Below are 12,468 nucleotides of genomic sequence, written 5' to 3' on the forward strand. Positions count from 1 at the left end.
GACAATCCGCCGGCCTGTGCCATCCGTGTTGACTCATGATTGACAATAATCCAAGCTTCGACCTGAACCTGATCCGGCTGTTCGTCACGCTGGTGGAATCCAAAACGCTCACGGCCGCCGCCGCGCGCGGCGGCATGACCCGCTCCAATGTCTCGCGCCGGCTCAAGGCGCTGGAGCAGCATATGGGCGCGCAACTGATGCGGCGCACCACCCGCCATGTGGAGCTGACCGAGGCCGGGCGGCTGCTGTATGCGCACGGCGTGCGCATGCTGGATGAGCTGCAAGCGGCGGGCACTTCCATCGACAGTCTCGGCCAGACCGTGCGCGGCGATGTGCGGATCCGCCTGCCCACAGGGCTCGGGCACTTGTACCTGGCGCAGGTGTTACTGGAGTTCGCCCGGCAATACCCGGCCATCTCCCTGCGCGTGCTGATCAATGACTATATCGGCGACCTGATCTCCGCCGAGGTGGATGTGGCGTTGAAGATCACCTCCCTGCCGCCGGAGGATCATGTGGCGCGCAAGATTTGCGCGGTAGGCTGGTGCCTGTGCGCATCGCCCGCATTCCTGTCGGAGCACGGGCCGGTCAGCCGCGCGGAGGATCTTGCCCACTGCGACCTGATCGCGCCAGCGTCGCTGGGTCGGCGCTTCGATCTCAAGCTGAAGCTGGCCGGCACGCCGCTGATCCTGCGGGTCGCCCCGCGCATCCAGTCCGGCGACTATCCCTTCCTGTTCGAGTCGATGATGACAGGACTCGGCGTTGCCTTGCTGCCGCGCTATGCCGTGTGGCAGCAGATCGGGCGTGGCGAAGTGGTGGAGGTGCTGCCCGAGTACGAGCCCGAAGGCGTGGGCGACAGCATTTACATGCTGACCGCGCCGAATCGGTTTCCCACGCTGGCCACCCGCACGCTGATGGACTTCATCCGCGCGCGGCTGGAGAGCCAGGCGGGGAACTGGGGCGGGCATAAGGCGGGCGCGGAGGTTGACGCCGCGTGATAGTTTGGCGGCGTTGGCGCGACGTCATTGGCGCGAGCAGCGCAAGCCTGCGCCAGCCGCGCCTGCGGCGGTTGGCTGGGCAAGCCCGTCTGGTTTACTGCGGCCCCAGCTTCTTGATCAGCGCATCCAGCATCGCCAGTTCCTGCTCGTCCAGATCCGTCAGCGGCGCGCGGACCGGGCCGGCGTCATGCCCGACCAGCTTGGCGCCGGCCTTGACGATGCTCACCGCGTAGCCTGCGCGGCGGTTGCGGATGTCCAGGTACGGCAGGAAGAACTCGTCAATCAGGCGGTTGGTGGTGGCGTGGTCGTCGGCGGCAATCGCGCGGTAGAAGTCCATCGCCGTCTTGGGGATGAAGTTGAACACGGCCGACGAATACACGGGCACGCCCAGCGCCTTGTAGGCCGCGGCATAGACTTCCGCGGTGGGCAGGCCGCCCAGGTAGGACAGGCGGTCGCCCAGCTTGCGGCGGATGCGGACCATGCCTTCGATCTCGCCCACTCCGTCCTTGAAGCCGATCAGGTTGGGGCAGCGGTCGGCCAGGCGTTCGAGCATGTCCGCGTTGATGCGGGAATTGCCGCGGTTGTACACGATCACACCGATGTGGACCGACTTGCAGACTTCTTCGATATGGTTGGCAATGCCGTCCTGGCAGGCTTCGGTCAGGTAGTGCGGCAGCAGCAGGATGCCCTTGGCGCCCAGGCGCTGGGCTTCCTTGGCGTAGGCGATGGCCATGCGGGTCGGGCCGCCGGCGCCGGCCAGGATGGGCACCTTGCCTGCGCAGGTTTCCACTGCGGTGCGGATGACATTGGCGTAGTCGTCCGGCGTCAGCGAGAAGAACTCACCGGTGCCACCGGCGGCGAACAGGGCGGTGGCGCCGTAGGGGGCCAGCCATTCCAGGCGCTCGACATAGGTCTCGGGGCGGAAGTTGCCTTGCGCGTCGAAGTCGGTCACGGGGAAGGAAAGCAGGCCTTCCGAGACGATCTGCTTGAGTTCTTGTGGTGTGGTCATGATGGCTGGTCCTGATACCCGCAAGGGCGGTGTTGGTTCAGTGGTTCTTGTGCATGACTTTCGTCTGCGCAATTTCGAGATACGTCATCGTACAACTAGAGATTTGAATGCGCAAGTACTTTTGTTTTGGCAAAGGGTTTCGGCCTTCGGCTTTGCCAGCGACCGTCAATATGAAGAGACAGGGCAGGGGGGAGCAGTCCAGGCGCGGAATGGAACGCGTATGGCAGAATCTCATGAATTCGCCTTGAAAGCTGGCTGAAAGCTTGGGGCGTGGCATCTTCCAGTCGGAGCACCCGGACCAACCGCGCCGCTGCAACGGCTAACGCACCCTACCCAGAGGAGTTGTCTTGGAGCTAGGGTAAACACTCAATGTTGCCGATGAAACCGGGTGCTTATAATTCAAGTTATACGATGACATATCACGTAACCGGCCAAATAGGCGAGATGGCCGAGAGCCGTATGACGTAAGACGGCCTCCCATCTCCAATCCGGTTCGTGCAGGAGACACCATGAATCTCAGCAATACCCTCAGCGTGGCCGGCGAGGCCACCCGTCGCAGCCACGTCCGTTACTGGATCCTGCTGATGATCTTCGTGGTGACGACGGTGAACTATGCCGACCGCGCCACCCTTTCCATCACCGGCCCAGCGATGCGCTCGGAGTTCGGCTTCGATGCCGTGCAGATGGGGTTTATCTTCTCGGCCTTCAGCTGGGCCTATGTGATGGCGCAGATCCCGGGTGGCTGGTTGCTGGACCGCTTTGGCGCGCGCCGCATCTATGCCTGCAGCATTTTCCTGTGGTCGCTCTTTACCCTGCTGCAGGGCTTTATCGGCGGATTCGCCACGGTCGGCGCGGCCGTGACCACGCTGTTCGTGCTGCGTTTTGCCGTGGGCCTGGCCGAGTCGCCGGCGTTCCCGGCCAATGCCAAGGTTGTGGCCAGCTGGTTTCCCACGGCCGAGCGCGGCACGGCTTCGGCCATCTTCAATTCCGCGCAGTATTTTGCCGCGGTGCTGTTTACGCCCCTGATGGCCTGGCTGACCCACGCGCTGGGCTGGCACCACGTCTATCTGTGGATGGGCGCGTTGGGCATGGTGCTGGCAGGTCTCTGGCTCAAGGTGGTGCGTAGCCCGGCGAGCCATCCGGGCGTGAATCGCGCCGAGCTCGACTACATCAAGCAGGGCGGCGGCCTGATCGAGATGAGCGGCGACGCTGGCAAGAAGGACAAGGAAGCCTCCGGCACGCGCTGGTTCTATGTGCGCCAGCTGCTCTCCAACCGGATGCTGCTGGGCGTGTACCTGGGCCAGTACTGCATCAACGTGCTGACGTACTTCTTCCTGACGTGGTTTCCCGTGTACCTGGTGCAGGCCCGTGGCATGTCGATCCTGAAGGCGGGGTTTGTCGCATCGCTGCCGGCGATCTGCGGGTTCCTGGGCGGTGTGCTGGGCGGCGTGATTTCCGATGGGTTCCTGCGCCGCGGCTATTCGCTGACGGTGGCCCGCAAGGTGCCGATCGTCGCCGGCATGCTGCTGTCGGTCAGCATGATTGCCTGCAACTACGTGGATAGCGAGTGGCTGGTGGTGGGCTTCATGGCACTGGCCTTTTTCGGCAAGGGCATCGGCGCGCTGGGCTGGGCCGTGGTGGCGGATACGGCACCAAAGGAAGTGATTGGCCTGGCCGGCAGCATCTTTAACATGTTCGGAAATATCGCGGGCATCGTCACGCCTATCGTGATCGGATATATCCTTGGCACCACCGGTTCTTTCAATGGCGCGCTGGTCTTTGTCGGCGCCAACGCGCTGGTGACGGTGATCAGCTACCTGGTGATCGTCAAGGAAATCAAGCGCGTCGAGCTCAAGCATCCCTGAAATCCCTGAATTGAGTGGTGCCTGCTGCGCAGGTGCCGCCCCGGCGCAGCGGCCAAGTGTTTCGCAAGGAAAAAAGACATGTCGGTGATCGATATCAAAGTAGAACAGCCAGGCGGTTCGCGGCCGGCTGCGCAAGTGCAGGGCACTGCGCTGTACATCCGCATCCACGCGCTGGATAACGTGGCAATCGTCGCCAACGATGGCGGCCTTCCCGAGGGCACGGTATTTCCCTGCGGGCTGACGCTGCGCGAGCGGGTGCCGCAGGGCCACAAGGTGGCGCTGGTGGACCTGGCGGCTGGCGATGCCGTGGTGCGCTACAACGTGGTGATCGGCTACGCGCTGCGCGACCTGCCCAAGGGCAGCTGGGTCAACGAGCGCGTGATCGAGATGCCGGTGGCGCCCGGGCTGGACAACCTGCCTGTCGGCACGCGCGTGGCGGAACCGCTGCCACCGCTGGAAGGCTATAGCTTCGAGGGCTTTCGCAATCCGGACGGCTCGGTCGGCACCCGCAACATCCTCGCCATCACTACCACCGTGCAGTGCGTGTCGGGCGTGGTGGAGCACGCGGTGCGGCGCATCCGGGCCGAGCTGCTGCCGCAGTATCCCAATGTGGACGACGTAGTGGGGCTGGAGCACACCTACGGCTGCGGCGTGGCCATCGATGCGCCGGACGCGATCGTGCCGATCCGAACGCTGCGCAATATCGCGCTGAACCCGAATTTCGGCGGCACCGCCATGATGGTGAGCCTGGGTTGCGAGAAGCTGCAGCCGGAGCGCCTGCTGCCGGCCGGCAGCTTGCCCGGCGGCCTGGATGTTGGCGTGGTGTGCCTGCAGGACGACGAGCACGTCGGCTTCGAGAGCATGATCGATTCCATCATGGCAATGGCGCATACGCACCTGGCCAAGCTGGACCAGCGCCGCCGCGAAACCTGCCCGGCCTCGGAGCTGGTGGTGGGTGTGCAGTGCGGCGGCAGCGATGCATTTTCGGGTGTGACCGCCAATCCCGCCGTGGGGTTTGCCACCGACTTGCTGGTGCGCGCGGGCGCCACCGTGATGTTCTCGGAGGTCACTGAAGTGCGCGATGGCATCGACCAGCTCACCGCGCGTGCCGCCACGCCGGAAGTGGCGCAGGCCATGATCCGCGAGATGGACTGGTACGACCGCTACCTGGAAAAGGGCCGTGTCGACCGCAGCGCCAACACCACGCCCGGCAACAAGAAAGGCGGCCTGTCCAATATCGTCGAGAAGGCCATGGGCTCGATCGTCAAGTCGGGCTGCACGGCCATCACCGGCGTGCTCTCCCCCGGCGAGAAGCTCAAGCAAAAGGGCCTGATCTACGCGGCCACGCCCGCCAGCGACTTTATCTGCGGCACCCTGCAACTGGCCGCCGGCATGAACCTGCACGTATTCACCACCGGCCGCGGCACGCCGTATGGCCTGGCCGAAGTGCCGGTGATCAAGGTGGCAACGCGTAGCGATCTGGCACGCCGCTGGCACGACCTGATGGACGTGAACGCTGGCCGCATCGCCACCGGCGAAGCCACCATCGAGGATGTGGGCTGGGAGTTGTTCCGGTTGATGCTGGATGTGGCGAGCGGGCGCAAGAAGACCTGGGCCGAGCACCACAAGCTGCACAACTCGCTGGTGCTGTTCAACCCGGCGCCGGTAACCTGACCCGTTAGCCCGGCCAGCGCGGCCAAAGAAAATCGATGCGGCGATACGCGGCCGGGACCAGTGTCCCGGCCGCTTTACATTCGCCGGGGGCCAACCTTAAATGAGGAAGGATTCGGCCCTTCTCCTGGCTACCACGCCTGCTGCCTTCCCCCCTTCAGTTCGCCATGCCATCCTCTCCCCGACATGACGCCGGAGACGGATGAAGCACGGATCAAGCCTTGCTTCGTGGCGCGCGGCCAGTGCCGCGGCCGAACCCCTATCCGGGATTCCGTCGCGAGGTGCATCATGGCCGATTTGTCGAGTGAGCTGGTCAATGGGTTGAAGTCGAAACTGAGAGGCCAGGTGCTGCAACCTGGCGAGCCGGGCTATGAGCAGGCGAGGCAAGTCTGGAACGCCATGATCGACCGCCGTCCCGCGCTGATCGTCAAAAGCGCCGGCGCGGCCGATGTCATCGATACGGTCGCGTTCGCGCGGGACAACGGCGTGCCGCTGTCGGTACGCGCCGGCGGCCACAACATCGGCGGCCTGGCGCTTTGCGATGACGGCATCACGCTGGACCTGTCGGGCATGAAATCGGTGCGGATCGACCCCACCGCGCTGCGCGCCTATGTCGAGCCCGGGGCCACGCTGGGCGATTTCGACCACGAGGCGCAGGCCTTCGGCCTTGCCACGCCGCTTGGCATCAACTCCACCACCGGCGTGGCCGGACTCACCCTGGGCGGCGGCTTTGGCTGGATCAGCCGCAAGTACGGCACCACCGTGGACAACCTGGTCAGCGCCCAGGTGGTGACAGCCGATGGCAAGCTGGTGCACGCCAGCGCCACTGAGCATCCCGACCTGTTCTGGGCCATTCGCGGCGGCGGCGGCAATTTCGGCGTGGTCACCATGTTCGAGTTCGCCCTGCGGCCAGTCGGCCCGGAGATCTATGGTGGCCTGATCGTCTATCCACTGGAGCAGGGCGTGGCCGTGTTGCAAGCCCTGCGCGACCGCCTAGACGGCATGCCCGACGAGCTGACCGTGTGGGCCGTGATGCGGCTCGCGCCGCCGCTGCCGTTCCTGCCGCCGCAGACCCATGGCAAGCCCATCGTGGCGCTGGCTATCTGCTACATCGGGCCGCCAGCCAACGGGCCGCAACTGGTTGAGCCATTGCGCCATCTCGGCACGCCCTATGGCGAGCATGTCGGACCCATGCCGTTTGCTGCGTGGCAGCAGGCGTTCGATCCTCTGCTCACGCCGGGGGCGCGCAACTACTGGAAATCGCACAACTTCGCCGGGCTGGATGATGGCCTGCTCACGTTGCTGGTGGATTACGTCAACAAGCTGCCCTCGCCGCACACCGAGATCTTCATCGGCGCCATGGGCGGCCAGACCAACCGGGTCGCGGCAGACGCCATGGCTTACCCCAATCGCGATGCCAACTACGTGATGAACGTGCATGGACGCTGGACCGAGCCGGCCGACGACGCCGCCTGCATTGCCTGGTCGCGCGAGGTGTTCCAGGCCGCCGCACCGTACGCGCTTGGCTCCGTATACGTGAATTTCCTGACGCAGGAAGAGGGCGATCGCGTCGGTGCCGCGTACGGGCCGAACCATGCCCGGCTGGTCGAGGTCAAGCGGCGGTACGACCCCAACAACCTGTTCCGCCACAACCAGAACATCAAGCCCTGAGCGCTTCCCGGCAGGCTATGCCGCCGGCCCCGTGCCGGCGGCATGGGTTACGTCGATCTTCGTACCGCGGGCGAGTGTCTGATACACCACGCAATAGCGCTCGGTCAGCCGCAGCAGCGATTCGAGCTGCTCGGCCTGCGCATCGGTATCCAGTTCAAACCGCATCCGGATCGCGCGCAAGCCCACGGCGGCGTCCTTGCTCACGCCAAGCGTGCCGCGAAAATCGAGGTCGCCTTCCACCAGCACGCGCGCATCGCGCAGCACGATGCCCAGCGCGGTAGCCACCGCATTCAGCGTGACGCCAGCGCAGGCGGCCAGGGCCTCCAGCAGCATGTCGCCGGAGCAGGCGCTCAGGCCGGTGCCGCCGGTGGCAGGATGCAGGCCGGCTTGGACCATGGCCTTGCCGGTTTCGACGTGGCAGGTAACCCCCTCGCCCAGGCGGCTCGATGCACGCAAGGTGATCAAGGCAGCCTCGGGGTGTTCTCGGTACTTTTCCTTGAGCGGGGCCTGGAGGGTGCGGAGTTGGTCGGCGTGCACGGGCGTTCTCCCAAGCGTTGGCTTCAGGCATCGAGCCTAGACGGCGGTTGCAAAACCTTCAAGGCGGCAACAGGCAGCCAGCATCTGAGGTGTCAAATCAACCGCGCCCCCGGCCACGCCCCCGACATCACGATATTGCGCACAGACTGCCGCACCGTTTGCATGATGTCCCACAATTCTGGCACCGGTGTGCGGTTACGCGCGGTGGCAAGCGCCACCTGCCGCGTCACGACCGGATCCACCAGCCGGGCGGAATGCAGCCGGCCTTGCGCTACGCGATCCGCGACCGCGGCAAACGGCAGCAGGGTGGCGCCGCAGCCGTCTTCCACCAGGCGCATCGATACGGTATTGGACGCGTCGCATTCCAGCGCCAGTTGCAGGGTGGTGCCCGCGCGAGCAGCGAGCGATTCGGCCAGCACGCGCAGGCCGTGTCCGGTGCTGGGCAGGATCAGAGGCACTTCGCCAAGGCGGCGCACGGGAAAGGTCGGGCCGAGGTGGCTCCAGGATGTCGGCGTGACCAGGGTCAGGTCTTCTTCCAGCAGGATGTCGACCTTCAGCGCCCCTTGCTGCTCGGGCAGGTAGAGCAGGGCTACGTCGATCTCGCCAGCCGCCAGCCAGGCGAGCACGGGGCTGGCCAGTCCTTCGACGAAGCGCACTTTGGTCGCCGGGAAGCGTTGCTTGAGCGCGGTGCCGATGCTGGCGAATGCGGTGTTGGCGATGGTGGGCTGCGCCGCGATCACCAGTTGCGCAGGGCCTTGCGCCGACGAAGCGCGGATGGCTTCGCGGGCTTCGGCGAGCGTGGCCGCTACCTGCCGCGCATAGACAATCAACGTCTGGCCGGCTTCGGTCAGCACCACGCCGCGCCCGCTGCGGTGAAACAGGCGGGTGTCCAGCGCGGCTTCCAGCCGGGCGATCTGCCGGCTTACGGTGGACTGGTCCGCGCCCATTTCGAGCGCGGCGCGCGAGATGCTCTGCGTGTTGGCGACGCAGACGAAGCAGGCCAGATCCTCGGAGTTCATCGCAGCGCTTAGCTGGCGAAACGATCGCGCAGCGCCTGCGTCGCGGTACGGAAGAGACTCTGGTCCACGCCCACCGCCACGAAGCTCGCGCCCATGTCCAGGTAGCGGCGCGCGTCGGCTTCTACCGGTGTCAGCGTGCCCACGGCCTTGCCGGCGCGCCTGGCGGCCGCGAAGATGCGCGCCACCTGCGCCTGCACTTCGGGATGGTTGGGGTTGCCGAGGTGGCCGTAGGCGGCCGCGAGGTCGTTCGGGCCGATAAAGATGCCGTCGACCCCATCGACCGCGCAGATCTCGTCGGCCGCGTCCACGCCTTTGCGGCTTTCGATCTGCACCAGCACGCAGATATTGTCATTGATCTGGCTGAAGTACTCCGGCACCGTGCCATAGCGGTTGCTGCGCTGGACCGACGACACGCCACGCATGCCCGCTGGCGGGTAGCGGGTGGCGCTCACCGCGCGCCCGGCCTGCTCCGCGCTCTCCACAAAGGGAATCAGGAAATTGTAGAAGCCGATGTCCAGCAGGCGCTTGATCAACACCGGATCGTTGGCGGGCGGGCGCACTACCGGCGCGCTCACGCTGCCTTGCAGCGCCATCAGTTGCGGGATGAAGGTCAGCACGTCGTTGGGCGAATGCTCTGCGTCGAGCAGCAGCCAGTCGAAGCCGGCCAGGCCGAGGATCTCGGTGGTGGTGGCGTTGCCCAGCGAGCACCAGCACCCGATCACGCGCTTGTGCGCCAGCACGTCGGCACGAAAGCGGTTGGGAAGGGGTGAGGGCAAGGTTGAATTCGGGAGGGGGGACATGACGATGGTGTTCCTGTTTTCAGTCTGGAAGGCGAATGGGTCAGCCGGTGCCCACGATCTGCCAGGGCGGTGTGGCCCCGCATTCAGCCTTTGACCGGCTGCGGGGCCAGCGCTGATGCCAGATGGCTTGCTGGGCTGGCGGGTCAGTGCGAACCGCTGACGATCTGCTTGGTGAAGCTGGCGCGTTCCATCTCCACCACCTCCACGCTGACCTGCACGCTGTCTTCCGCGTTGGCCGGGCGCACCGCGTCGGCAATGACCTCGCAGATCGCCTGGCTCAGTGCCTGGCGCACGGCCAGGTCGCGGCCGTCCAGGATGTGCAGGCGCGCATGGACGAAAGCGCGCTCGCGCGCTTCGGTGCCCTGGCGGTAGGAGGTCAGCGTGATGCAGCGCGACTTGATGTCCGGCTCGCCGAACTGGCCGGAGGCCAGCAGCGCGGCATTGGCCTCGTCCAGCAGTTCTTCCTGCGAGCAGGTGAGGCGGGTGTTTTCGGTAATTTCAATGATGAGGTGGGGCATGGTCGCTAGGCCTGAAGGTTTCGGTGAGTCGCCGGGGCGGGGGATCAGTCCACCGCCAGCCGCGACAGCGGGCCGGGCGACTTGCCGCGCGCTGCCTGCACGCGCGCCGCGGCGTCGTCAAGCTGGGCCAGCGTGCCGCTGTCCACCGGCATGAATTCGGCGCGGGCGCGGCGCCAGGCACGTTCCGGCTCGCCGGGCAGCAGGATGGCATCGGTGCCGGGCTGCAGGTGCGACGAGCGCAGCCAGTCGACGAAGGCCTGCACTTCATGGCCAAAGGTGGTGCTGCTGCCCAGGCGCTCGGGGTCGAACACGATGGCCAGCATGTTGTTCCAGACCGCGTGCTCGTGGGTCAGGGTCTCCGGGCGGATGGTGTGGCCACCGGTGACCGCCGCGCCCAGAAGTTCGCACATCACCGCCAGCACGTAGCCCTTGTGCTCGCCGAAGGGGCGCAGCGCGCCCTGCGCCTGGCCAGGGGGCGGGAACATCACGGCCGGGTCGTCGGTAGGGTGGCCTTCGGTGTCGAGCAGGCAGCCCGGGGGCACCGTCACACCCTTGTTGTTGGCCACGCGCACCTTGCCCAGCGCGATCGCGCTGGTGGCGAAATCCATCACCAGCGGTTCGCCGCCGGCCACCGGCACGCCGATGGTGAACGGGTTGGTGCCATAGCGCGCCTCATAGCCGCCATGCGGGGCCACGATCGGCTTGGATAGGACATTGACGAAGTGGATGGAGATCATGCCGGCAGCGGTAGCCTGCTCGGCCCAGTGCCCAACCCGGCCCAGGTGGTGCGAGGCGCGCAGCCCCAGCACGCATACGCCGTGCTCGCGCGCGCGCTCGATGGCCAGGCCCATGGCTTCCTCGGTCACCGCCTGGCCCATGCCGCGATTGCCATCCAGGCTGAGGATGCCGCCAGCCTCGTGCACCACGCTCACGCGCTGGTTCAGTTGAAGCTGCTCGCCTTGCCAGGACATCACGTACTTCGGGATCATGCCGACCCCGTGCGAGTCGTGGCCAGACAGGTTGGCGCCGACGAGGTGGTCGGCGGTCAGGCGGGCCTCGCGGGCATCGGAGCCGGCGGCGAGCCAGAGATCGACCACCCATTGATGGAGGGCGGGAGTCGGGATGCGGTGTTCACTCATGAGCTTGGGGTTCGAAAGAGAAGGGGAGATCGGTGGGGAAATCGGTCGAACATGGCGGCCCCCATGATAAGCCGCCGGGCCCGGCTTGGGTACCCGGCAAGCCATGCGAGCCATGCACTGGCGTCATTCCGGCCGGATGTTGGCGCTCTTGATCAGCTGCGCCCACTTGGCCACTTCGCTCTTCTGGAACGCGCCCAGTTCGGCCGGGCCGGCGCCGGACGGCTCGATCCCGAGCGAGGCCAGCCGGGCGCGCATGTCGGGCTCCTGGATGATCTTGCCGATGTCCGCGGCAAGGCGGTTGACGATGGGTGCAGGCGTGCCAGCGGGGGCAAACACGGCTTGCCAGGAAACGATCTCGTAGCCTTGCAGTTTCGCGCCGCCGGCTTCGGCCACGGTCGGCACGTCCGGCAGTTCGCGAGCGCGCTTGGCGGCCGTGGTGGCCAGCGCGCGGAACTTGCCGGACTGAATCATCGGCATGGCGGCCACGCTGTTCTCGAACAAGACATCAACCTGGTTGCCCAGCAGGGCTTGCACGGCGGGGCTGCTGCCCTTGAACGGCACGTGGAGCAGCTTGACGCCCGCCATGCTGGAGAACAGTTCGCCGGCCAGGTGCTGCGAGGTGCCGTTGCCGGCCGAGCCGAAGGAGACGGCGCCGGGCTTGGCCCTGGCGGCGGCGATCACGTCCTGCACGGTCTTCCACGGGCTGTTGGCGTTGACCACCAGCAGGTTGGGCAGGGTGCCGATCAGGGCCACGGGCTGGAAGTTCTTGATCGGGTCGTAAGGCATCTTCGGATACAGGCTCACATTGATCGAGTGCGAGCTGATGGTGCCGCCGACCAGGGTGTAACCGTCCGGCGCGGCCTTGGCCACATAGTCGGAGCCGATATTGCCGCCCGCGCCGGCGCGGTTCTCCACCACCACCGGCTGGCCGATCATCTGCGACAGGCGCTGGCCAATCAGGCGGCCGAGCACGTCGGTGGTGCCGCCCGCGGCAAAGGGCACCACGTAGTTGACCGGCTTGGCCGGCCAGGTGTCCTGCGCATGGGCCGGCAGCGCGCCAACGGCGGCCAGGGCGCAGGCGAGCAGGCCAAAGGCGCGGCGAGATGGGGAAACGGCGCGGAAAATGGGCTGCAAAACGGGCTGCAAAACGGGATGGGACTGATGGGCCGGCTGGCTGGCCCGAAGGGGCCGCAGGTGCAGAAGCTGCAGAAGCATGTCTTGGTCTCCATTGTATTTTTGTCTGG

General features: G+C 66.1%; 12 protein-coding genes. 5 read left to right on the plus strand and 7 right to left on the minus strand.

Annotated features, from left to right (window positions below; translation table 11 throughout):
* The first annotated feature begins 35 nt into the window (after positions 1–35).
* On the plus strand, positions 36–995 hold the full coding sequence (locus AC1RQC_RS22710; protein WP_492387129.1) for a LysR family transcriptional regulator: 960 nt from the start codon (positions 36–38) through the stop codon (positions 993–995).
* 94 nt (positions 996–1,089) lie between these two features.
* On the opposite strand, the gene kdgD is transcribed toward AC1RQC_RS22710, so the two are convergent.
* Positions 1,090–2,004, minus strand: a complete 915-nt coding sequence (gene kdgD / locus AC1RQC_RS22715) for a 5-dehydro-4-deoxyglucarate dehydratase (protein WP_006160033.1) — start codon at positions 2,002–2,004, stop codon at positions 1,090–1,092.
* On the opposite strand from kdgD, the gene AC1RQC_RS22720 reads away from it, so the two are divergent.
* The 4 genes from AC1RQC_RS22720 (at position 2,003) to AC1RQC_RS22735 (ending at position 7,211) form a co-directional block, all read left to right on the plus strand.
* Positions 2,003–2,263, plus strand: coding sequence for a hypothetical protein (locus AC1RQC_RS22720; protein ID WP_492884709.1), 261 nt, complete (start codon positions 2,003–2,005; stop codon positions 2,261–2,263). The genes kdgD and AC1RQC_RS22720 overlap by 2 nt on opposite strands.
* A 250-nt stretch (positions 2,264–2,513) precedes the next feature.
* A complete protein-coding gene (locus AC1RQC_RS22725) occupies positions 2,514–3,869 on the plus strand; it encodes an MFS transporter (protein ID WP_492826535.1) in 1,356 nt (451 codons plus the stop codon).
* A 78-nt stretch (positions 3,870–3,947) separates the two neighbouring features.
* A complete protein-coding gene (gene garD / locus AC1RQC_RS22730; protein WP_492884711.1) occupies positions 3,948–5,543 on the plus strand; it encodes a galactarate dehydratase in 1,596 nt (531 codons plus the stop codon).
* Between the two features lie 285 nt (positions 5,544–5,828).
* On the plus strand, positions 5,829–7,211 hold the full coding sequence (locus AC1RQC_RS22735; protein ID WP_492374260.1) for an FAD-binding oxidoreductase: 1,383 nt from the start codon (positions 5,829–5,831) through the stop codon (positions 7,209–7,211).
* Positions 7,212–7,226: 15 nt separating this feature from the next.
* Here AC1RQC_RS22735 and AC1RQC_RS22740 read toward each other — a convergent pair whose 3' ends face one another.
* The 6 genes from AC1RQC_RS22740 to AC1RQC_RS22765 all read right to left on the minus strand — a co-directional run bounded on the left by AC1RQC_RS22740 (position 7,227) and on the right by AC1RQC_RS22765 (position 12,439).
* Positions 7,227–7,748: an OsmC family protein gene (locus AC1RQC_RS22740; RefSeq protein WP_492374259.1), complete on the minus strand. Its 522-nt coding sequence runs from the start codon at positions 7,746–7,748 to the stop codon at positions 7,227–7,229.
* 92 nt (positions 7,749–7,840) lie between these two features.
* Positions 7,841–8,767, minus strand: coding sequence for a LysR family transcriptional regulator (locus tag AC1RQC_RS22745; RefSeq protein WP_492374258.1), 927 nt, complete (start codon positions 8,765–8,767; stop codon positions 7,841–7,843).
* An 8-nt stretch (positions 8,768–8,775) separates the two neighbouring features.
* The gene (gene garL / locus AC1RQC_RS22750) at positions 8,776–9,567 is read right to left on the minus strand and encodes a 2-dehydro-3-deoxyglucarate aldolase (RefSeq protein ID WP_492884714.1); all 792 of its coding nucleotides are present in this window, start codon (positions 9,565–9,567) and stop codon (positions 8,776–8,778) included.
* A 143-nt stretch (positions 9,568–9,710) separates the two neighbouring features.
* Positions 9,711–10,085, minus strand: coding sequence for a 5-carboxymethyl-2-hydroxymuconate Delta-isomerase (locus tag AC1RQC_RS22755; protein ID WP_043355096.1), 375 nt, complete (start codon positions 10,083–10,085; stop codon positions 9,711–9,713).
* Positions 10,086–10,129: 44 nt separating this feature from the next.
* Positions 10,130–11,224 (minus strand): malate/lactate/ureidoglycolate dehydrogenase, encoded by a 1,095-nt coding sequence (locus AC1RQC_RS22760; protein WP_492807345.1) that lies wholly within the window; start codon positions 11,222–11,224, stop codon positions 10,130–10,132.
* Positions 11,225–11,347: 123 nt separating this feature from the next.
* Complete coding sequence (locus AC1RQC_RS22765; RefSeq protein ID WP_492884716.1) at positions 11,348–12,439, minus strand: Bug family tripartite tricarboxylate transporter substrate binding protein; 1,092 nt, start codon at positions 12,437–12,439, stop codon at positions 11,348–11,350.
* Positions 12,440–12,468 lie beyond the last annotated feature (29 nt).

Source organism: Cupriavidus sp. GW822-FHT03E04, from assembly GCF_058801495.1.